We start from the raw sequence: 20,592 nt of genomic DNA on the forward strand, positions 1-20,592 counted from the left end.
TTTTTTTGAGATAGGAATACGATGACTACCTCTGGCACCTTGGCCCTTCTACTACCATCTGCGGCACATCGAAGGTTGAGTAGATAGCAAGGCAGATGCGAGGGTAGCCTCTACTTTGGTAGGCTTACGCAGACTGAAGGTGAACTTGTCGCCTGGGCCCACGCCCGCCGGCAATTCGGAATACGTTCCAATGACGTGCGGGCGCAACGTATCAGCGTAGGAAATGGTGTTGCCCAGTGCCACATCAGCCGGAAGCTGAATGAGTGTGCCATTGCAGCTCGGCCCTACTACCTGTCCGCTAATACAGGACAGATCAGGCTCCGCCGCTTCTTCGTTGCTCCGGCAGCTACCTAGTAGCACGGCCAGCAAAAAGCCACTTAACCCCAGAGAAAGTATGGTTCGTGTCATGCGAGATGTAATCAGAATGTGACACTGGGAGCCTCCTTCCCTGACAAAAGGTTGCATACGCCTACCCCGGCGCTAGAGCGCAAACTCGCTCAGGGCGCGGTACACATCGTGGATGTTCTTGTCGTTGCGGAAGTTCTTGCTGATGGGTTCGGTCTGGCCGCGCACCCAGATTTTTATTTCCGCATCTAGGTCGAAATGGCCGGTAGTTTCCATAGAAAACCGCTCGATGCTGCGGTAGGGAATGCTCAGGTACTCGCGCTTTTTGCCCGTCACGCCCTGCTTGTCCACCAGAATCAAACGCTTGCTGGTAAACACCAGCAGGTCGCGCACTACGGCGTAGGCATTGCGCACAGTTTCACCGGGCGCTAGCAGCTGGCTGAGTTCCAGCTGAATGTCTTGGGCGTCGGTTTCGGCGGCATTGCCGAGGAGGGCATCGAGAAGTCCCATAGCAGTAGGAGTAAGGTGGAAAGATTGGAAGGAAGCTAAAAGAAAAGCGCCGGACTACAGAGTAATCCGGCGCTTTTCGCTGAAAAGTCAATGTCATTCCGACATAGGAGGAATCTGGAACACTTATCAGAGGCTAACCCAGATTCCTCCTGCGTCGGAATGACCGTTAGTTGGTGCCGCCCGAGGTAGTGCTGTTCACTGGCTTCTGCTCCTTTTGCTGCAGGGCCGACTGCTGCTGCATGGGTTGGGCTGGGCGCGCTGCTGCTGCTCGAACAGCTCAAAGCGCGAGGGTGCGGCTTTCTGGGGCCAGGCGTTGTTGGAGAGGTCCGTGTCGGCGGTTTGCAGGAAGGGGTCCAGCACGAAGCTTACTACCGGCTTTTCGGTGATGAACACCTTAGTTACCTCCGCGTTGTTCTTGCGCCAGATTTCGGCCGGAATGTTCATGATTTCCTGCTTACCATCCTCGTAAGTCATTTGCACGATAACCGGCATGGTCAGGCCGCCGCGGTTTTTCAGGCTGACCTCGTAGAAGTGCAGGCCGCTGTTGAGGCGCTGCTGCTGCTCGGGGCTCAAGCCCTTCACCAACTGCTGGTAGCGCTGCTTGTCGGCCTCGGTGGTAGCCAGCGGATCGTAGTTGTTGTAGAAATCCTTCAGCTCGGGCTTGTCGTCCACCAGGGTTTTCTTGATGTCCTGGAGGTTGCGCTGCTGGGAAATGCTCTGGGGCGCTTTGTTGATGATTTCGCGCTTGCGGGCATTTTCAATTTCCGGGTTCTTGGAGTCCACGGTGTACCACTTCACGCTTTCAATGGCCAGGTCGGTCTTGTCCACGGTGTAGAACCAGCCGCGCCAGAACCAGTCCAGGTCTACACCCGAGGCGTCTTCCATGGTCCGGAAAAAGTCGGCGGGGGTAGGGTGCTTGTAGGCCCAGCGGGTAGCGTATTCTTTAAAAGCGTAGTCGAAGAGCTGGCGGCCCATGATGGTTTCGCGCAGAATGTTCAGGCCGGTAGCAGGCTTGCCGTAGGCATTGTTGCCAAACTGCAGCACCGATTCCGAGTTGGTCATGATGGGCGTCTGCAGGGTTTTGTCGGTTTGCATGTAGGCCACAATGTTGGCCGGCTCGCCGCGCTTGGAGGGGTAGTTACGCTCCCATTCCTGCTCCGTGAGGTACTGCACAAAGGTGTTCAGGCCCTCGTCCATCCACGTCCACTGCCGCTCATCGGAGTTCACAATCATCGGGAAGAAGTTGTGGCCTACCTCGTGGATAATCACCGAAATCATCCCGTATTTCCGGTCCGCCGAGTAGGTACCATCCTTCTCGGGGCGGCCGCCATTAAAGCAGATCATCGGGTACTCCATGCCGCCCACCGGGCCGTGCACGGAAATAGCCACCGGGTAAGCGTACGGAATCGTGAACTTCGAGTAGGTTTTAATGGTGTGGGCCACCACTTCCGTCGAATATTTGCCCCACAGTGGGTTGCCCTCCTTGGGGTAGTAGCTCATGCACATCACGGGCGTGCCATCCTGCTTGATGCCCATGGCATCCCAGATAAATTTCCGGGAGGAAGCCCAGGCAAAGTCGCGCACGTTTTTGGCGGCGTACGTCCAGGTTTTGGTGCCTGTGGCGCGCTTCTGCTCGGCCTGCTCCGCCTCCAGCGGCGACACAATCAGGACCGGTTTGGTTGAGTTCTTTGCTTTTTCGAGGCGCTGGCGCTGAACCGAGGACAGCACGTCGTTGGGATTCTGCAGCGTGCCAGTGGCGCCCACTACGTGGTCGGCAGGAGCCGTAATGCTCACCCGGTAGTCGCCGAAGGGCAGGGCAAACTCGCCGTTGCCCAGGAACTGCTTGTGCTGCCAGCCCTGATTATCGGAGTACACGGCCATGCGGGGATAGAACTGCGCAATTTCGTAGAGGTAGTTCTTGTCCTCCGGGAAATACTCGTAGCCCGAGCGCTGGCTGATTTTGGTTTGGTCGTTGATGTTGTAGGCCCACTTGATGCTGAACGTCACGGCTTGCCGCGGGCGCAGGGGCGTGGGTAGGTCCACGCGCATCATGGTGTGGTTGATAACGTAAGGCAGGGCCTTGCCACCCTTTAGCTTCACCTCCGAAATCTTGAAGCCTCCGTCAAATTCGCTTTGCTGCAGGTATTCCAGGGCCTGAAACGACATGCGCGGCTGAATCTGGCCGACTTCCGTGGCGGTGGTAATGGAGTTCTTGTCCATCACGTTCTGGTCGAGCTGCACCCACAGGTAGGTCAGCACATCGGGCGAGAGGTTGGTGTAGGTAATGTCCTCGTCGCCGGAAATCGACTGCTTCGTGTCGTCCAGTTTTACCCGGATGTTGTAGTCGGCGCGCTGCTGCCAGTACTCGTTGCCGGGCGCGCCCGAGGCCGTCCGGTAGGTATTGGGGTAGGCAGCAGGGTTTCCAGCTGGGCAAATTTATCGGTGCCGGAGTTGGTGGACTGGGCCGCCGCCGGCAAGGCCAGTAGCGCCACCAGCCCGGCGGCCAGCAGAGTAGGTTTTAGCATAGAGGAAGAGCGAAGAGAAGAGAGCAAATCAGGTTAAAATGACGGGTCCAAAGATTGGCCTCCGCCGCGTGCGGCGAAAGACACAAACGGGCTCGGTGGGTTGCAAGTCAAGTGGTGAAATTGTGACATGGTGAATTTGTGAATTTGATGTTCTAACTGCGTGTATGGAGCAGCTTCGTACGATCAGAACATCAAACTCACAAATTCACCATATCACAATTTCACCACTTGACCACTTAGCCTACCAACAAAGTCAGCGCAATGCCCAAAGCGGCTCCGCTCGTAACCAACAGCCAGTCGCGGCGGGCAACGTTGAAGGCGCGCAGTAGCACCAGCCCTACCAGCAGAATGATGGCCACAATCAGCAGCTGGCCCAACTCCACACCCAGGTTAAAACTCAGTAACTCCAGCACCGGCCGACTCTGCTGGCCCAGCAGCTCGCGCAGGTAGCTCGAGAAGCCTAAGCCGTGAATCAGCCCAAACAAGGCTGCCAGCAGGTTGGGTAGCGTCAGCAGCAGGTGAGTTGACTCGCGGCGGGTAGTTGGGCGGGAGGCGGCGCGGCCGGCCCGCGCCAGGTTCAGCAGGCAGGTCAGCACAATGGTAATAGGAATCAACACCTCAATCAGTGCGGGTGAGTAGCGCACCACGTTCAGCGTAGCCAGGGCCAGCGTGACGGAATGGCCCACCGTGAAGCTAGTAACCAAGGCCACTACCCGCCGCCAGTCCTGCAATACGTAGGGCGCACACAAGGCCAGCAGAAATACGAGGTGGTCGTAGGCCTGCAGGTTGAAAATGTGGTGGAACCCAAGCTGCAGATACGTAGTGAAGACAGAGGACGACATCGGGCAAATCTAGCAGATAGCGGGCGGATGCGTAAAGTCGGGCTTACTCCGTACTACGGGGGTAGCGCGCCCAGGCTGGCTGAAGAAGTGGCCCGGTAACTGAGCCGGCCGCTTACAGCATAAAAAAGCCCCGCCGAATCCTCGACGGGGCTTTTTGAATGCGCTTTTGTGAAAGATTACTCCTTCACAATGCGGCGGACGTCAAGACCACCTTCGGTGCGGGCGCGCAGCATGTACACGCCGCTGGGCAGCTGGCTCAGGTCCAGGGCTTGGTCTAGGCGGCCGGCGGGCACCGTGAGGGTGCGCACTGGCTGGCCCACGGCGTTGAACACCGTCAGCTCAACGGCCTTGGTGTAGCCCTGCAGCTTCAGGGTCAGGCGGCCGTCGGGGTCGGGTTGGGGTAAATAGTAAGCGAGGAGCCGGCCAGCGGCTTCTGGCTGGTAGTTACCACCAGCGGCTGCGAGGGCAGGGAGGCGCAGCCCTGTGCCGAGGTGGTTACCACGGTGTAGTTACCGTACTGGGCCGCCGCGCTTACCACGTACGTCTGGTTGGTAGCACCGGGAATAGCCGTGCCGTTCAGGTACCACTGGTTGCCCGTTGTGGCGCTGCTGGTCAGGGTTGTGGTGGCGCCGCTGTAGGAGGCCGTTACCGTGGGCTGAGCCGGGGTAGCATTGATGGTTACGGTGGTAGTAGCCGTTACGGCCGAGCAACCACCGGCGGCGGCTACCGTGTTGGTCACGGTATACGTGCCGGGCGTGCTCGAAGACAAGGTAATAGCACCCGTGGTAGCGTTAATCGTCAGGCCAGGGGTGCTGCTGAACGTGCCGGCCGTAGCGCCCGTTGCCAGGGCAGGCGTGGGGTTGGTCGCATCACCGGAGCAGAACGAGGTGCTGGCGTAACTGAAGCCTGCCGTAGCCGGGGCCGTAATCGTGAGGGTAGCCGTGGCCGTAACGGCGGCGCACCCGCCGGCGGCAGCCACCGTGTTGGTTACCGTGTAGGTGCCCGGAGTGCTGGCCGCCAAGTTAATTGTGCCCGTAGCCGCGTCAATGCTCAGGCCTGTTGCAGACGAGAACGTGCCTGCTGAAGCACCGCTGGCCAGTACCGGGGTCGGGTTGGTTGTGCCCGAAGTGCAGTAGCTGGTAGCCGGGTAGCTAAAGCCGGCAAGGGCCGGAGCAGTAATCGTGACGGTGGCCGTGGCGGTAGCCGCCGCGCAGCCGCCGGCCGCTGCTACGGTGTTGGTGATGGTGTACGTGCCGGGCGTGCTGGTGCCGGGCGTAATAGCGCCCGTTGCGGCATCCAGGGTTAGCCCGGCAGTGCTGGTGAAGGTGCCGGCTGAGGCGCCGGTAGCCAACGCGGGCGTTACGGTACCGCTGGCCGACGTGCAGAACGTGGACGTCGCGTAGCTGAAGCCTGCGGTGGCCGGAGCCGTGATGGTTACCTGGAAGGTAGCGCTGGATGGGCACGTGCCGCCGACCGAGTTGGTAACGGTATACGTGTCGGGCGTGCTGGCGGACAGATTGATGGCACCAGTGGCCGCGTCCAGGGCTAGGCCGGTGGTGCTGCTGAACGTGCCAGCCGTGGCCCCCGTTGTTAGGGTAGGCGTGGGGTTGGTCGTGCCCGAGGTGCAGTAGCTGGCGCTGGCGTAGCTGAAGCCCGCGCTGGTGGCCGGGTTTACCGTCACCTGGATGGGGGCCGAAGTAGACGAGCAACCGCTGGTGTTGCTAACCGTTACGGAGTACGATGCGCTGGACGTAACCGTGGTGGTATACGTAGCGGAAGTAGCGCCGGCAATGGGCTGGCCGTTGCGCAGAAACTGGTAAAACAAGCTGCCCGTGCCGGCCGGGGCCGTAAGCGTAAGCGTGCCGGAGCCGCAGAACGTCGTAGCTGAAGTGGCCGTCAGGGTAGCATCGGGGCCGGAGTCACGGTTACCGTAACGGGCTGGGAAAACACCGTGCGTCCGTCGGGGGTGAGCAGAACAGCCTGGAAGGTAGAAGTCTGGGTTAGACCGGTGAAGGCCAGGGTAGGAGAGGTGTTGGTGCCGGGTACGGCCTGGAAGCCCGAGCCGGTGTTCACTTGGTAGCCCTGAATAGTGCCGCTGTAATTCGACAACGTGAGCGTGCCCGAAATGCCGGGGCAGCCGCTGGCCACGCTGGTGCTCAGCACGCCCCTTCCTGCTGGGTGTTAGCCAAAACAAAGTACTCCGCGCCGCTGGCAAGGTCCAGGGTCGAGAACAAGCCGGTGGTGGGGTAGTGGCCGGCGCTCCGCCCCGCGAAACGTACTGGCCAGCCGGGGCCGACGCCTGGGCCACTACCGCCGAAGACAAGTTGCCAATGACGTCATCGGCGCCGTAGCTAAGCTGCACGGAAGCTGTAGTCGGGAGCGGACCCTGCACGCGGGCGTAGCGAACCGAATTGACTAAGGTGAGGGGGCTGCTCAACGTGGCGGTAGGGGTACCGCTGATAACCGTAGCCGTGAACGTTTGCGTGCCCGAGGTGGTCAGGCCGCTGAGTACTACCGGGCGCCAGGCCGTAGCATCACCCACGGCAAAGGTGCGCGCCGCCGGAGCAGTGCTATTCACTTGCACCGCCAGAGGGCCCTGTACGTAGCTGGTCGCCGAGCCGGTAGGCGGGTTGATGGCCTGCAGGGTCAGCAGGTTTGTTTCCGAAGTGATGAGCTTGCCGTTGGTGAGAACCAGGTTGCCGCTAACGGTGAGGGGGGTGCCCAAGGTTAGGCCCGCGGCGTTGTTAAGGGTAAGCGTCGAGACCGGGGAGAAGGTGCCCGAGCCGCCCAGGGTTTGGGCTGCGGTGCCAGTGAAGGCTAACCGGCCCGACGAGGCAGTCAGGGTGCCGTTGTTGGTGAGGCTTGGCCCCGGAGAGTAAGCTCCAGCACGCTGGCATCCAGCGTAGTACCCGAGTTGATAGTTACCGGGCCGTACACCGTGGTAGGAGCCCCGAGGGTAACTGATTTGGCGTTGGTTGTATTATCGATAACCAAACCCGGCACGTTACCCCAATCCGGAAATCGAAGTTAGTAGTCGTGGCGCCCGAACCTACTTGCAGCGTACCGCCCGTGTGGTTCATCGTGCCCAGCACATTGTAGTCGTTGTTGGGAGGAGAGGCCCCGTTGCGGTTTACCAGAATGATAGTGCCGCCCGAAATATTCTGGACGCTGCCGGCATCGTTGCTCAGCAAGCCAAACGAGGCAAAACCGCTAGGCGACGGCGTCTGCGTCATTACGCTAATCGTGCCGCCGCTCTGGGTAAAGGTGATGGGAGCCGAGGCGGCGGCGTTTAAGCGGCCGGCCACGTTCAGGGCCCCGCCCTCCACGGTAAGGGCCGCCCCACTGCCGAAGCTGAGAGAGTTGCCCATGCCCGAACCAATGGTGTAGGTGCCCGCCGATACGCGCAGCAGCCCGTTGTTAATGGGGGAGCCCCTTGTCCTACTACCGTGAAATTGGGGTTGTTGAGCCAAATGCCTCCGGTGGCGGGAATGACGTAGGAAACAGTCTGAAAAACTTTGTTGGTGAGCGTGGCAGTGCCCGTTAGCTTCAGAATACCCGTCATGTAGTCGGCCGCGGGTGAGCCGGTTCGTGTCAGCAGAAAACCCGTGCCCGTGGTGGCTGTGCCGGCTGCGCCCTGTACTTGCAGGGTAGGCAGGTCTAGGCTTACTACATCCGTAGCGGCGGCTTTGCCCAGGGAAAGGCTCTGCAGATCAGTGGTGCCCGTGCCGCTGAAGCTGGCGTCGCCACCACCCGTAAAGCGCAGTTCCGAGCCAACCGTGCTCGTCCCGGATGGGTTACTTAAGTCCAGCGTGCCGTTGTTGGTTAGGCTGCCGGCTACCAGCAGCTGATAGGCGGTAGTAGCCGAGGTCAGCAGGGAGCCGCCCGTAGCCACCGTCAGGGCTGCGCAGGCCGCATTCACGTCCAGCGTTACCGTTGCTCCGCTCACAATGGTCACGTTGTCGGCCGCCGTGGGTACTACGCCACCCGTCCAGGTAGCGGCGTCGCTCCAGTTGCCGCCGGTAGCGGTAGAGCTGACGGCTGCCTGCGGGTAGTGGGCCGGTAGTGCGCGCCGGTCGTCGCCGGAATAGGTCGTTTTTGTGCTAATGCCTCGGTAAAAGACAACAGCCCCAGCAACGCCACGGCAAGTGGCCGGCCGAGGCTGGTCATGGTAGTTGTTCGCATCATAGGGATGGAAGTAAGGGTGGGAACGATAAGGAAAGGAAAAAGAAGTGTAACTCAGCCAGAAGTCCTGACTTGGAACGTGCTATTAATAAGGATGACGGAGACTTGCCCCCAGAAAAAAACAACGTTATATTTTTTCCGGATACTATTGATCTAAAGGTATAGAAAAAGACCTGCCCACCTAGCGCATTTACCAGAAAAAACAGCATTTATTCATAGGACATCCTAACACAGAAGCCCCGTTGCCAGGCTAGCAACGGGGCTCTGCATGCAATAGAGTAGCCACAATTCTGCACCAGCCCGCACTGCCCTACAGCTACGTTCTGCGCCAGCTGGGGAAGTTTAAAAAGTGGCTTTCACAATGGCGAAGCGGGGCGAAGTGCTTTGGTAAGGATACAGCACGTAAGCATCCGACTGGTTGCGGCGCGTGATGGTGGTGGGGCTAACGGCTCCGGTGGCAAAGCTGCCGGCAGCTGTTGCCGTAGCCCAGGCGTCGGAGCTAGTTAGCCGGAACACGGTGCTTTGGCTACCTGCCACCACCAGCAGGGTTTGGGCATTGAGCAGCAGTAGGCCATCGGCTCCTACCAAACTCTGGGCGCTGGTCACGCGGGAAAAGCTGCTGGGGTTGCTCAGCGGTACCTTAAACAGCGTGCCGTCATTGGATTTAGCCACCAGCAGGTAGCCATCAGGGTGATACACGATACCATTCAGGCCAAAGCCCGTGCCGCCGCTAAGCTGCGCATTCTCCAGGAAAACTGTAGCTACGCCCTGAGCATCCACCTTATAGATAATCGGTGAAAGGCTGTCGGTGATGTAGGCATTGCCTTGTCCATCCACGGCTATGTCGTTGGCGAAATGGTTACCAGCTGGCCGCAGACCGCCCAAATCGACGTAGGAAATCAGGCTGCCACTGCTGGCATTATATATAGCCACGGCCGCTAGCTTACGCAACGTAGCGGCCGTGGAGCGGCTGGTATTAGCGCCATTATCCGACACGGCCACCAGCAGACGCTGCCGGCTGGCATCCAGGTTCAGGCCAATGGTGGAAATCAACCGGGCATCATCGGCGAATAGCGTGTAGGTGCTGTCGTCGCGCACGCTGCCTAGTTGCCCCTTGGTGCGGGAGCTGACCAGGAACCGTTTGTTGGCCTCATCATACTGGATGCCTTCGGGGTGCAAACCGGCCTGGGCCACATTGATGCGGGTAGGTGCTGCCGGCTCGGCAGCTGTGTCATCCTCATCGTCAGAGCAGCCGGCCAACATGCCAGTCAGGCTAAGCACCAGAGTTGCCAGCCGAAGATATTGTGCCAAAGGTCGCGGCGCAGTTGTAAGGGAAGTAGTAAAGCCAAGCATACGAGCTAAGTTAAAGGTCAACAAATCAGGTAGCTACTCATACGTGCCTCGGCCAGAAGAGACTACGCTCAGCGTTACTTTCAGGGCAGTAAATAGCTCTTTCGGCAGAGTGGTAGCAGGAAGGTTGGCTTCCGGGAGTTGGCGTAAGCCTCACCAAGTATAGGACTAGGAATGAGTCAGGCGGCGCCCTACCTTGCAGAGATTTTCGAAATTATCGTACGCTGCATTCTCTTCACTTTCACTACTAAAAACCATGATTACCCTCTTTATTCGCACTACCCGCCGCTTAGGCGCAGTCATGCTACTGATGCTACTCTCGCTCAGCGTGCATGCCCAAAACGTGGCCATCAAGGGCGACGTCATCACCGTAGACAAGAAGCCCTACGCTAAGCTGGCCAAAGGCGGAAGCATGCTGATGAAAGACTACACTCTGCTGACGCTGGATGACAAAGAGGTGATGAAGGCAAAAGGCAACATTACCGCCTTGCCGAATAACGAAACCTTCATCTATTACATGATGACGTTTCAACCCGGCGGCGAAACAGCCGAAATGAGCAAAACCGGTCTGAATTTCGCCCAGCAGCTAGCCGAAGCTCTAGTGAAAAACGAGGTGATGCGCGACGGGCAGCCCAACCCGGATGGTATCAAGCGCTTCCGCGAAGCCTACAGTGAGAATCTATCCGCCAAATATGCCGCCGAAACCGAGAAGCAGAACAACACGAAGCCACTAGAATACAAAACGGTTGACCGCTCCCGTAGCAACCAGGCGGGCATCAACTATAACAAGCGTACTAAACGTACCGAAATCGTGCAGGGCGACAAAGTAATCGGCTACCTCAACCCGGTAAGCAACGAATCGGGCCGCTCCAACTGGGCTATCGTGTTACCAGACGGCCTCTCCATTGCGGAAGTAACTATTGAAGCCTGGATGGCCGACTCTCCCGGCGCCCGCGACATTACATACAAGATGCTTGTGAAGAAGGACAACAAGTATCATAACCGTTCGGCAGTAGGGGGCGTGGCCGCTGCTCAGCAAGATGCCATTCAGTACCTCGTGCTGGGCGGCTACTTGTAGTAGGGTGCCACTCACTGATGTAAGGGGCTCTGGATAGTAGGCGCTGAATCTGCCGAAGCCGGGTAACGGAATATCCTCGATTTAATAGGTTGGCGGCCGAGAAGCCATTTCGCTAAATACAAAAGCCCCGCTGGCACTCTGCCAGCGGGGCTTTCTACTGTTTGCACTCCGGGGTTACCCTACGGTCGGGAGTTCCACGTTCACGAAGCGGATGTGCTCGTCCTCCAGCACGGCTTCCACCACGGCGTCCTTGCTCACGCGGCCCGAGAGGATGTCCTTCGACAGCTCGTTGAGCACTAGCCGCTGCAGTACGCGCTTCAAGGGGCGGGCACCGAACTGCGGGTCAAAGCCCTGTTCCCCTAGGAAGTCGAGCACCTCGTCGGTGGCTTCCAGGCGGATGCCGGCTTCTTCCAGCCGCTGCTGAATCTGGCGGAACTGGATGTCCACGATGCGGCGGATTTCGCGGCGCTTCAGCGGCTGGAACATCACAATTTCGTCGATGCGGTTCAGGAACTCGGGGCGCATGTGTTGCTTCAGGCGCTCCACCACTTCCTCGCGGGTGCGGTCTACCACTTCGTCATGGTTGTACTCATTCAGCTCTTTGAAATTCTTCTGAATGATGTCGGCGCCCGTGTTCGAGGTCATGATGATGATGGTATTTTTGAAGTTCGCCACCCGACCTTTATTGTCGGTGAGGCGGCCATCATCCAGCACTTGCAGCAGAATGTTGAACACATCGGGGTGGGCCTTCTCGATTTCGTCGAGCAGAATTACGGAGTACGGCTTGCGGCGCACGGCTTCCGTCAGTTGACCACCTTCGTCGTAACCCACGTAGCCGGGAGGCGCCCCAATCAGCCGCGACACGGCGTGGCGCTCCTGGTACTCGCTCATATCGATGCGCACCATGCTGTTCTCATCGTTGAAGAGGTACTCGGCCAGAGCCTTGGCCAGCTCGGTTTTACCCACGCCGGTCGTGCCCAGGAAGATAAACGAGCCAATCGGGCGCTTGGGGTCCTGGAGGCCCGCCCGGGAGCGGCGCACGGCATCAGAAATGGCCGCAATGGCTTCCGTCTGGCCGGCTACACGCTTGCCCAGCTCTTGCTCCAGGTTCAGCAGCTTCTCGCGGTCCGACTGCAGCATCTTGCTTACCGGAATGCCCGTCCACTTGGCTACTACCTCGGCAATATCTTCGAAAGTCACTACCTCTTGCAGCATCGAGCCACCATCCTTGCCTTTATCGGCTTCGGCCTGGGCCTGCAGTTCCTTTAGCTTGGCTTCAGCTTCCTGAATCTTGCCGTAGCGCAGCTCGGCCACGCGGCCATAGTCGCCCTGGCGTTCGGCCTGGTCGGCTTCCAGCTTGTAGCGCTCAATGTTCTCCTTTTCAGTCTGAATGCTGGTGAGGGCCGATTTCTCGTTTTCCCACTGCGCTTTCAGCGAATCGCGCTTGGCCGTCAGCTCGCTCAGCTCTTTGTTGAGCACATTTTCCCGGTCGTGATTTTCCTCGCGCCGGATGGCTTCGCGCTCAATTTCTAGCTGCATGATGCGGCGCTGCACCTCGTCCAGCTCCACAGGCATGGAGTTCAACTCGATGCGGAGCTTGGCGGCAGCCTCGTCCATCAGGTCGATGGCCTTGTCGGGCAGGAACCGGTCGGTGATGTAGCGGCTCGACAGCTCCACGGCGGCAATAACGGCGTCGTCCGTAATCCGCACGCCGTGGTGCAGCTCATACTTTTCCTTAATGCCGCGCATGATGCTGATGGCGTCCTCCGTGGTCGGCTCATCCACCATCACGGCCTGGAAACGGCGCTCCAGGGCCTTGTCCTTCTCAATGTACTTCTGGTACTCCTTGAGGGTAGTGGCCCCAATGGAGTGCAGCTCGCCGCGGGCCAGGGCGGGCTTGAGCAGGTTGGCTGCGTCCATGGCGCCTTCGCCGCCACCGCCGGCCCCAATCAGCGTGTGCATCTCGTCGATGAACAGAATGATCTGGCCTTCGGAGTCGGTTACTTCCTTGATGACAGACTTGAGGCGCTCCTCGAATTCGCCCTTGTACTTGGCGCCGGCAATGAGCAGGCCCATGTCCAGGGACATGATAATTTTGTCCTGAAGGTTTTCGGGCACGTCGCCGGCCACGATGCGCTGGGCCAGGCCCTCCACAATGGCGGTCTTACCGACGCCGGGCTCCCCCAGCAACACGGGGTTGTTCTTGGTGCGGCGGCTCAGAATCTGGAGTACGCGGCGGATTTCCTCGTCGCGGCCGATAACTGGGTCCATCTTGCCGGTACGCACCTGCTCGTTGAGGTTGCGGGCGTAGCGGTTGAGGCTCTGGTACTGGTCTTCGGCGGTCTGCGAGGTTACCTTGCGGCCCCGCGCAACTCTTTGATGGCCACTTTCAGGTCTTTCTCGTTGAAGCCAGCATCCTTCATCAGGGTCGCCACGGCGTCTTTACCGCCCAGCAGCCCCAGCAACAGGTGCTCCACCGACACATATTCATCATCGAACTCTTTCAGAAAGCCGGTAGCGCGCTGCAGAGCGGCGGCGGCTTCGTTGGAGAGGTAGGGCGAGCCCCCGCTTACTTTGGGGTAGCCCGTTACTAGTGCATCGAGGCGGGGCGTGAGGATGTTCAAGTTTACGCCCAGCTTCTTGGCCAGAAACGACAGCACGTTCTCGTCGCTCTGGAAGAGGCCCTTCAGCAGGTGGCCGGTTTCAATAGCCTGCTGCTGGTTGCCCCCGGCAATTTCAGTGGCTTTCTGCACGGCCTCCTGTGCCTTGATCGTATAATTATTAAAGTTCATGGTCGCTAAGATCTAGGTAGGTGCTTCGGGTTAGGAAGTTCTACGAGATGCTTAGCAAACGGGGTGCAGAAGAACTTTAACGGACTTTTTGTCTCTATTTTGTGTAATTTGAAAATGACATATAGACAAAGTGTCTTAGTTTTGCTCGAATACTTTATTGGACTCATGTCGTTTCTCATAAACCTTAAGCCTGATAAACGCTCTCATCATTGGATTAATAAATTTGTATCTAAGGTTAACACCCTGCCCAATTTTCTCTAAAATCGGACCTTTCTCATTCTTGCACAAAGCATCTAGATAATATCTAAAATCACTAGTCGTCATATTTGATTTAGTTTTTTTCTTGCCTTTGAAATGTGCTAAAGACGCACTATTGGTGAAGCAGTCATATTCATCTAGTTTAGCTGAAGCACATGCAGCTAATACTTCCTCAAAGTGTGAAGGTCCTTTAGAATTTATTATAGCTTTTTGATAAGAATTTCTTAAAGACTGTGCCGTGGCATGTATTGCTCTCTTCACCGCATAGGTAAAATGCTGTAAGGATATAGTGTTAACATCTTGATTGATTGAATACCAAGCAGAAGATTTGCATATAGCATGCGTATAGTGTGGAAAGCCTGAAGAATACTCGATTATCTTATCTCTGACATTGTCTATTATTTCTAGCTCTAGTTTCTTTAATCCATTATCAATTATTTCTTTCAATTCCTCATCGGACATTCTTGGCATTTGAATCTGCATCAAGCATCTTTCTAATGAAGGATGTTCTCCAAGTAGAGCACCAACACTATCTGCAATTCCAACGATTAAAATAGTTACGTTCGGAACATTGTCGGATAACGCTTTAATCGTATCAGCCATTCTTGTGCGAATGTTTTCATCTGTTATACTATCGAATTCATCAAAAATAATTAATAGCTTAGTTGATAAATTTTCGAACACCTGAAGAATATCAGATGAATCAATTTCATCTTTAGGAGGTAGAAATAAATCAAGCTGAACAGCCTCTTGTCTGATTTCAGCCTTAAAACCTATGCTCTTGGAGCTTGAGTAGAATCTTATTTTCTTCAGAGCTTCCTGCCAAATAGTTTTGAAATCCTCAGTCCTGTTACATGTTACTTTAGTCGCCACTACATCGGGAAACATCGTAGTGGCCATATTGGCAAGGGAGGTTTTTCCAACGCCCCTGTCACCATAAAGAACAGCATGTGCTCCTCTTTGAGTTACTGCACTATACAAATCACTAAGTTGACCAATCCTACCATAAAACAAATCCCTTTTCTCAATAGGAGCGGTAGGACTGAATACATCATCCAGCTTCAATAATTTATCCTCTTTAGTCATTAACTTAAGCTTGCTCATAGGATTTGAGTTTAATTAAATGATTTTTGCAGCGTGAGTACAAGTAATTTGTTGAAGACAGTGGTTAAAAGCTGGTTATCCAATTCGAATCGGCGGAACCACGGGCCGCAAGGTGTCGCTGAGGGCGTTGGAGAAATCGGGGTAGAGTGCCTGAAACATAAGTTGAGCTTGCTGCAACAAGTCGGGGTAGTGGCCTAGCGCGGCTTTGTTAAGCAAAAGATACGCGTTGGTTTCCGGGCTGTGCTGATGCTCCCACCGTTCAGGTGGAAAAAAGTCGCGGGCCAGCTGGGAGTAAATGCGGAAACGTTGGCCGTTGGTGGCGTTTTCGCCTTCCTCTGGTTTGAGAGTGCCAATGAAGCCGCCGGAAGCTAGCGGGTTGCGCTTGAGTAGATAGAGCATTACCGACAGGCAAGTATTGAGGATACGAATAGCTTCGGCCGGCCCATCATTGGTTTGAAAATAATATTTTGGCTCTGGGTCATGCTGATAACGGTGCTCCTTCAGATAGAATTTGAGCACGTAGATGTGGTGTTGGTATTGCTCAACTTGGATAATGTAGTGCCGTCCCTTTCTGGTTTTGAAGGGACAGATAAACCGCTCAAGCAAAAAGCCGCCCGGGGAGTAGGGCGGCTCTTCACGAATAAAGCGAAATGGGTAAGCATTACCCGGAAAATCAGCGGGAATCAAAACAGGTAGGGATAAGCCTTACGGCGCTTAGATGCTAAATCCTCCGGCTGTACTGGCCGGAAGGCTACCGGCTGCACAGGAGCCGTAGCCTTAGGAGCATTAAGCTGCGTAACCAGCTTTGGGGTGCAAGCAGAGGTGGAAGTTGGGTTTTTCATTAGAACAAAGCTACCTAATTGTCTGCAAAAAGTAGTTGCTATCAAGGGCTTAACGATATAGGCAATTCTTGGGTTCAGCTATTGCATAGAGGCTGAAAGTAGCAACATTCATCTAGTAATTTCCTCACTACCGGCCCAAACCCGCGCTAGCCAAACCTGCCCGCCGAAACAGCCACCCCGCCACTACCCACAACCCGGCAAAAATGGTATTCAGCACAATCACCCACAACACTCCCAGGTTCAGCTCGGGCCGCCAGATAGCCATTGCCACGAACGGAACGGCGAACTGCGCAAGCGCGGTTGCAAACATAGCCTTGGCCATGCCCTGCGGCTGAAGTTTCGCTAGAATGGCCCCGATGAAGCCCACAGCCAGCACAACGGCGTAGAGTAGGTTGGCGAGGTTGTCTTCGCTGCCAATGAAACCCACGGCCAGATTGCCACACACGAGCAGGAGGGAAGCCGCTACCGCTACGCCCGCGGCTAGTTTATACGCGCCGCTGCGGCCCCAGCTGGCTACCAGCAGGTACAGGAGCCCCAAGACAAGCAGCAGGATGCCCGCCATTACAAGATGAGATGTGGCCATAGGAGTAGGTAGGTAAAAGGTAGGAATGATGTGTTTCGTACGTGGCACTTTTAGGCTAGGCGTTGGTTCAGATTAGAGCCAATCGCGCTGGCGCGGCGGAACAACCACCCCGATACGGCCCAGATGGCGGCGAAAGCCCCATTGGCTACCAACACATTCACTAACCGCACTTGGGGCTCGGCAGCCGCGCCCGTGGGTGTCCAGATGAACAGTGCAACGGCAGTGACCATCACGTAGGTAAAAGACGCCGCAAACATGGCGTTCGACATGCCAAGCGGCTTGAAGCGCGCGGCAAAAGCGCCAATCAGGGCCACGGCTAGTACCCCGAGGTAGAGCAGGTTAGCCGGGTTATCTTCACTCCCAACCAATCCCACTGCGGCATTGGCCCACATCAGCATGAGCCCGGCGACAACGCCCACGCCTACCGCTAGCTTGTAGGTGAGGTTGTTCCACTTGCGCGCAATCAGCACGTACGTCAGGCCCGTGCCGAACAGCATAACCGCCGCGAAGACGAAATCCGAAAACGTCCAGTTTACCTCGTGCGTGAACTGCATGGCCACAAGAGGAATGAGCAGTAGCAGGCCCGTGGCCAGCGCAACGCGAAGAATGCTTTTGGTAAGTGTCATGATTAATGAATTTTGGAGGTCAGATGTAGAGAAAATGCTGTTGTTACGGGTAGTATGTGGTGCTGCCAAAAGGGTAGGCGGCTATTGTTGTTGCTGCTCCTTGAGCGCTTTGCGAAAGGCGGCCTCTGCCTTCGTAATATCTTCGATATACCCCTGCCGGTCGATGAATGGCAGCACCGGGTCCGGGGCCGTGGCGCGTTCCTCCGCTTTGCGCTTCAGGCTGAAGGCACGCGCATGAGAAGTCAGGTAGATGTCAGTAGGAAGGCTGCGCAGCACACGAAAGCTGTGCTCGAAATCGGCCCGAATACCGGGGTAACTCTCGGGCTCCACGAGTGAGGCAGTCGGGAGCAGCACCATATCGGTGGCAAGCACGGCAAGCAGCTCGCGGCCACCATGCTGCACAGGAAATGCCCAGGTAGTACAACCCGGGGTGTGACCAGGGGTGGCATGCGCCGTCAGACGAATAGGCCCGAGCTGTACTTGGGCGCCGTCCTTGAACTGGTGGTCGATGCGAGGGGGCGGATACTTGAGGAGGCCCACGGCAGCCAGAATCCGGAAGGGCCCAATGGTTGGGTCGGTGGCCCCACCGGTGGCAACAATGTCGGCATCCCGCTCATGAATCCATAGCGTGGCTCCCGAGGCCTTTTGCAGGGCGGCCAAACCACCAGCATGATCGGAGTGGGCGTGCGAGTTGAGCAGGATTTTTACATCCTTGATAGCAAAACCCAGGGTAGCAATGCTTTTCAGAATCATGGGGCGGTACCGGGGTAGCCCCCATCAATCAGCACATGGCCTGCCGGGCCAGTAAGCAGGAAGGACGTTACATCCCGGGTGCCCACGTAGTACAGGTTGCCCGCAATGCGAAATGGCGCCCGGGACAGTTGGCCGCCATGGTCTGAGGCTTCCTTCCATTTGCTCAAGAGAAATCCCACGCCCACGGCAAGCAGCACCGCAATACCCGCTAGAATTTGCCGCTTTCGGCCCGTGCCGTTTTTTGTGTTCCCTGCGCTTTTCATGGGTACAGACCCGCAGATTTTTAGAGGAGACGCTGCTTGTTGTAGTACGCAGTCAAAAGTACTTTGTTTTTCAAAGCAAGCAAGCGAAATCCAATAAATTTTCTTTGGCCTATGTACCAGAGGGTAGCAACCTACCCCAGCCGGATGGCTCTTTCTACGCGTAACTGCTCCAGAAATACCTCGTCGTGGGACACCACTAGCAGCGTGCCCTGGTAGTCGTGAAGAGCGGTGGTCAGAATTTCCAGATTCTGTAGGTCGAGGTTGTTGGTGGGCTCATCCAGAATAATCAGGTCCGGCGCTTGCTGACCAATCATCAGACAGCACAGGAGCAGCCGCATTTTCTCGCCTCCGCTCAGGGCGCCACAGGCTTTGCTCCAGGTGGCGCTGGTAAACAAGAAACGGGTCAGGCGAATCTTTACTTCGTGCTCCTGCAGCCCCGAGCTATTAAATAGCCAGGCCTGCTCGAACACGGAAAGGTGGTCGGTGAGCAGAGAATATTCCTGGTCGATGAACACGGCCTTGTTTGCCGCCCGCGCTATCGTCCCGAGCGTTGGTTCCAGGTAGCCCAGCAGCAGCCTAATGAGCGTGGTTTTACCCGAGCCGTTCAGCCCGTGCAGCGCCACTCGTTCGCCACTGTGTATCTGAAAAGTGAGGGCCGTCGGCCACAGCAGGCGGGTACCGTAGCCGTAGTTAAGCTCCTGAGCAGCGAGGAGTAGCTTGCCTTTGTGCAGGGTAGAGTTGTCGAAGTCGAGCTTGATTTTGTCGGTGGCTGGCAGTTCCTTACGTAGTTCGCTTAGCTCCTGAGAAAGCGCGCCTACCTTCTCGGCATGAATGCCTTTGAGGCGGGACGTGCTCTGCTCGGCACTGTTGCGCATCAGGTTTAGCACAACGGTGGGTAGGCCAGCTTTGTCCTGGTTTTTCTTGCCGCGGGCATCCAGCTTCTGCTTGCGCTCCAGGGCTTCGCGCTCGGTTTCCTTGGCTTTGCGCAGGGCAGTTGCGCGGCTCTTCACGTCCTGGTTGAGCGCAGTGCGTTCCAACTGCTTTTGTTCGGCATAGAAGTCGTAATTGCCCCCGTACAGAGTGATGCCGCGCCGGCTTATTTCCGCAACTGAGCCGAGCAGGTTCAGCAGTTTCCGGTCGTGGCTTACTACCAGCAGGGTGCTGGGGTAGTCCGGATAAGCTCGTAGAGCTGGTGCCGGCCGGCGCCGTCCAGGTGATTGCTGGGCTCGTCGAGCAGTATGATGCCAGGCTGATGAATGGCTACGCCGGCCAGAAAAACCCTGGTCTTCTGCCCCCGCTGAGGCTAGCCATCGGCTGGGTTAGGTGTAGCGCCGCCAGGCCCCACTGTTGTAAGGCTTCCTGACTTCTCTCCTCAAGGGTCCAGTCGTCATCCAGCACCGCCAGGTTGGCTTCCGTGGCCTGACCCTCCAGAATTTCCTGCAGGGCCCTGATTTTATCATGGATGCCGAGGGCCTGGGCTATGGTAAGGTCATTGAACTGCCCGAAATGCTGGGGAACGTAGTACGGCGGGGAACTGGCGTGCACCAGCCCGCCGGACGGTAGTACAGTGCCCGCAAGAAGTTGAAGCAGCGTAGACTTCCCAACGCCGTTGTTGCCAACTAGCGCCATCTTCTGGTGGTGATTTACTACCAGATTCAGTTGGTCGAAGAGCACGTCTTTGTTGGGGTGTGCGTACCCGAGGTTTTGTAGAAGTAGCATAAGTTCTTTCTTGAAAAGCAACCAGATATAGCCGCCCACGGAACGGGGTAGCTACTCGACTTTCGAAAGAAATCAGCTATTACATAAACCGGTGTTTTCTGCTAACGAAGGCGAATGTACAGTTTTTCACGCAATGCCACTGCCGGAGCCAACCCGAAGCAAATACGTGTCAATAGGCTGAATAGCAAGCGTTAACCAAGAAAGGCCAGGCAAGGACAGAAGTAGTGAGAAGAAAATTTGACTGTGAAATGACTCACTAGGTCATAAGCGCAGTCAGGATTTTTGCCTTGTATATAACCGTCTGGCAGAGGCGAGGCGCGAAAGAAGCGAATCGGCTTTTTCGAATTGGGCAGGCCTTTGCGGGAAGTCCGGGGGTAGTATTCAGCTGGCTAATGCTTATTTCTTTGGAGTCCAGGGCGCTAGCTGATAAATTTGCTCTATAATTTTCTTAATGCGTACCATTTCTGCTCATGTTGCTTGCTGATTTACTGGAATTAGGCTTTCGTGATTCTTCGGAGTGCCCACCTGCCTGGCAGGACAAAGGGCGCGTAATCTGCCGGCACTTCGACAGAGCCTTAATCAGCGTGCTGTGGTATTCTGACTCTTCCGAAATTGAAGTGCTAGTAGGACCGGTGCATTCCCCGCTGCTTCACTTCCGGTCTTCCTTGCTGACGCTAGCGAACTTACAAGCCCTGTTGCGCGACTATTGGTCGGCGGCATAATTCATTAGGGTAGCTGTAACCGTGCTACCTACTCAAACACGAGGCCCTACACGCAATACGGGCCCGGTACGCACTGTACCGGGCCCGTATTCGTACTA

20 protein-coding genes and 1 pseudogene are annotated in these 20,592 nt (G+C 56.6%); 2 read left to right on the plus strand and 19 right to left on the minus strand.

Features of this window, described 5'->3' with window-relative positions:
* Nucleotides 1-51: 51 nt before the first annotated feature.
* The 10 genes from MUN84_RS14985 to MUN84_RS15030 all read right to left on the minus strand — a co-directional run bounded on the left by MUN84_RS14985 (nt 52) and on the right by MUN84_RS15030 (nt 9,715).
* On the minus strand, nt 52-408 hold the full coding sequence (locus MUN84_RS14985) for a hypothetical protein (RefSeq protein ID WP_244694808.1): 357 nt from the start codon (nt 406-408) through the stop codon (nt 52-54).
* Nucleotides 409-480: 72 nt separating this feature from the next.
* Nucleotides 481-855: a PH domain-containing protein gene (locus MUN84_RS14990; protein ID WP_244694809.1), complete on the minus strand. Its 375-nt coding sequence runs from the start codon at nt 853-855 to the stop codon at nt 481-483.
* A gap of 195 nt (nt 856-1,050) precedes the next feature.
* Entirely contained in the window at nt 1,051-3,114 is a 2,064-nt protein-coding gene (locus tag MUN84_RS14995; protein WP_244694810.1) for a M1 family metallopeptidase, read from the minus strand.
* Between the two features lie 68 nt (nt 3,115-3,182).
* Entirely contained in the window at nt 3,183-3,380 is a 198-nt protein-coding gene (locus MUN84_RS15000) for a hypothetical protein (protein ID WP_244694812.1), read from the minus strand.
* A 236-nt stretch (nt 3,381-3,616) separates the two neighbouring features.
* Nucleotides 3,617-4,222: a HupE/UreJ family protein gene (locus MUN84_RS15005; protein WP_244694813.1), complete on the minus strand. Its 606-nt coding sequence runs from the start codon at nt 4,220-4,222 to the stop codon at nt 3,617-3,619.
* Between the two features lie 176 nt (nt 4,223-4,398).
* Nucleotides 4,399-4,701 (minus strand): T9SS type A sorting domain-containing protein, encoded by a 303-nt coding sequence (locus tag MUN84_RS23945; protein ID WP_317239221.1) that lies wholly within the window; start codon nt 4,699-4,701, stop codon nt 4,399-4,401.
* On the minus strand, nt 4,596-6,947 hold the full coding sequence (locus MUN84_RS15015; protein WP_244694814.1) for a hypothetical protein: 2,352 nt from the start codon (nt 6,945-6,947) through the stop codon (nt 4,596-4,598). Before MUN84_RS15015 ends, MUN84_RS23945 begins: the two co-directional genes overlap by 106 nt.
* Nucleotides 6,948-7,143: 196 nt before the next feature.
* Nucleotides 7,144-7,590: a hypothetical protein gene (locus MUN84_RS15020; RefSeq protein WP_244694815.1), complete on the minus strand. Its 447-nt coding sequence runs from the start codon at nt 7,588-7,590 to the stop codon at nt 7,144-7,146.
* Nucleotides 7,530-8,177: a hypothetical protein gene (locus MUN84_RS15025; protein WP_244694816.1), complete on the minus strand. Its 648-nt coding sequence runs from the start codon at nt 8,175-8,177 to the stop codon at nt 7,530-7,532. The genes MUN84_RS15020 and MUN84_RS15025 overlap by 61 nt, the downstream gene beginning before the upstream one ends.
* A gap of 569 nt (nt 8,178-8,746) precedes the next feature.
* Nucleotides 8,747-9,715: a gluconolaconase gene (locus MUN84_RS15030; RefSeq protein WP_244694817.1), complete on the minus strand. Its 969-nt coding sequence runs from the start codon at nt 9,713-9,715 to the stop codon at nt 8,747-8,749.
* Nucleotides 9,716-10,010: 295 nt separating this feature from the next.
* On the opposite strand from MUN84_RS15030, the gene MUN84_RS15035 reads away from it, so the two are divergent.
* Entirely contained in the window at nt 10,011-10,832 is an 822-nt protein-coding gene (locus tag MUN84_RS15035) for a hypothetical protein (RefSeq protein ID WP_244694818.1), read from the plus strand.
* Between the two features lie 174 nt (nt 10,833-11,006).
* Here the strand turns inward: MUN84_RS15035 and clpB are convergent.
* The 9 genes and pseudogenes from clpB to MUN84_RS15085 form a co-directional block, all read right to left on the minus strand.
* Nucleotides 11,007-13,624: pseudogene (clpB, locus tag MUN84_RS15040) on the minus strand (ATP-dependent chaperone ClpB).
* A 135-nt stretch (nt 13,625-13,759) separates the two neighbouring features.
* Nucleotides 13,760-14,986, minus strand: a complete 1,227-nt coding sequence (locus MUN84_RS15050) for an ATP-binding protein (protein ID WP_244694820.1) — start codon at nt 14,984-14,986, stop codon at nt 13,760-13,762.
* Between the two features lie 75 nt (nt 14,987-15,061).
* Nucleotides 15,062-15,505 carry a hypothetical protein gene (locus tag MUN84_RS15055; RefSeq protein WP_244694821.1) on the minus strand — a complete coding sequence of 148 codons (444 nt, stop codon included), beginning with the start codon at nt 15,503-15,505 and terminating at the stop codon, nt 15,062-15,064.
* A gap of 450 nt (nt 15,506-15,955) precedes the next feature.
* Nucleotides 15,956-16,411 carry a hypothetical protein gene (locus MUN84_RS15060; protein ID WP_244694823.1) on the minus strand — a complete coding sequence of 152 codons (456 nt, stop codon included), beginning with the start codon at nt 16,409-16,411 and terminating at the stop codon, nt 15,956-15,958.
* 50 nt (nt 16,412-16,461) lie between these two features.
* Complete coding sequence (locus tag MUN84_RS15065) at nt 16,462-17,037, minus strand: hypothetical protein (RefSeq protein WP_244694825.1); 576 nt, start codon at nt 17,035-17,037, stop codon at nt 16,462-16,464.
* 81 nt (nt 17,038-17,118) lie between these two features.
* Nucleotides 17,119-17,790 carry an MBL fold metallo-hydrolase gene (locus MUN84_RS15070; protein ID WP_244694826.1) on the minus strand — a complete coding sequence of 224 codons (672 nt, stop codon included), beginning with the start codon at nt 17,788-17,790 and terminating at the stop codon, nt 17,119-17,121.
* Complete coding sequence (locus MUN84_RS15075) at nt 17,787-18,053, minus strand: hypothetical protein (RefSeq protein ID WP_244694827.1); 267 nt, start codon at nt 18,051-18,053, stop codon at nt 17,787-17,789. The genes MUN84_RS15070 and MUN84_RS15075 overlap by 4 nt, the downstream gene beginning before the upstream one ends.
* 131 nt (nt 18,054-18,184) lie before the next feature.
* On the minus strand, nt 18,185-19,090 hold the full coding sequence (locus MUN84_RS15080) for an ATP-binding cassette domain-containing protein (protein ID WP_244694828.1): 906 nt from the start codon (nt 19,088-19,090) through the stop codon (nt 18,185-18,187).
* A gap of 223 nt (nt 19,091-19,313) precedes the next feature.
* Nucleotides 19,314-19,772 carry an ATP-binding cassette domain-containing protein gene (locus MUN84_RS15085; RefSeq protein WP_244694829.1) on the minus strand — a complete coding sequence of 153 codons (459 nt, stop codon included), beginning with the start codon at nt 19,770-19,772 and terminating at the stop codon, nt 19,314-19,316.
* Nucleotides 19,773-20,242: 470 nt separating this feature from the next.
* Between MUN84_RS15085 and MUN84_RS15090 the strand changes: the two genes are divergently transcribed.
* Nucleotides 20,243-20,494, plus strand: a complete 252-nt coding sequence (locus MUN84_RS15090) for a hypothetical protein (RefSeq protein ID WP_244694830.1) — start codon at nt 20,243-20,245, stop codon at nt 20,492-20,494.
* Nucleotides 20,495-20,592 lie beyond the last annotated feature (98 nt).

The sequence above is a fragment of the Hymenobacter sp. 5516J-16 genome, from assembly GCF_022919335.1.
GTDB lineage: Bacteria > Bacteroidota > Bacteroidia > Cytophagales > Hymenobacteraceae > Hymenobacter > Hymenobacter sublimis.

What these genes read in the sequence shown, in the direction of transcription:
- MUN84_RS15000 (WP_244694812.1), bottom strand. Translation starts at nt 3,380, where the DNA reads ATGCTAAAACCTACTCTGCTGGCCGCCGGGCTGGTGGCGCTACTGGCC.
- MUN84_RS15070 (WP_244694826.1), bottom strand. Translation starts at nt 17,790, where the DNA reads ATGATTCTGAAAAGCATTGCTACCCTGGGTTTTGCTATCAAGGATGTA.
- MUN84_RS15005 (WP_244694813.1), bottom strand. Translation starts at nt 4,222, where the DNA reads ATGTCGTCCTCTGTCTTCACTACGTATCTGCAGCTTGGGTTCCACCAC.
- MUN84_RS15085 (WP_244694829.1), bottom strand. Translation starts at nt 19,772, where the DNA reads ATGCTACTTCTACAAAACCTCGGGTACGCACACCCCAACAAAGACGTG.
- MUN84_RS14985 (WP_244694808.1), bottom strand. Translation starts at nt 408, where the DNA reads ATGACACGAACCATACTTTCTCTGGGGTTAAGTGGCTTTTTGCTGGCC.
- MUN84_RS15065 (WP_244694825.1), bottom strand. Translation starts at nt 17,037, where the DNA reads ATGACACTTACCAAAAGCATTCTTCGCGTTGCGCTGGCCACGGGCCTG.
- MUN84_RS15050 (WP_244694820.1), bottom strand. Translation starts at nt 14,986, where the DNA reads ATGAGCAAGCTTAAGTTAATGACTAAAGAGGATAAATTATTGAAGCTG.
- MUN84_RS15060 (WP_244694823.1), bottom strand. Translation starts at nt 16,411, where the DNA reads ATGGCCACATCTCATCTTGTAATGGCGGGCATCCTGCTGCTTGTCTTG.
- MUN84_RS15090 (WP_244694830.1), top strand. Translation starts at nt 20,243, where the DNA reads ATGTTGCTTGCTGATTTACTGGAATTAGGCTTTCGTGATTCTTCGGAG.
- MUN84_RS15020 (WP_244694815.1), bottom strand. Translation starts at nt 7,590, where the DNA reads ATGGGCAACTCTCTCAGCTTCGGCAGTGGGGCGGCCCTTACCGTGGAG.
- MUN84_RS15075 (WP_244694827.1), bottom strand. Translation starts at nt 18,053, where the DNA reads ATGAAAAGCGCAGGGAACACAAAAAACGGCACGGGCCGAAAGCGGCAA.
- MUN84_RS15035 (WP_244694818.1), top strand. Translation starts at nt 10,011, where the DNA reads ATGATTACCCTCTTTATTCGCACTACCCGCCGCTTAGGCGCAGTCATG.
- MUN84_RS14990 (WP_244694809.1), bottom strand. Translation starts at nt 855, where the DNA reads ATGGGACTTCTCGATGCCCTCCTCGGCAATGCCGCCGAAACCGACGCC.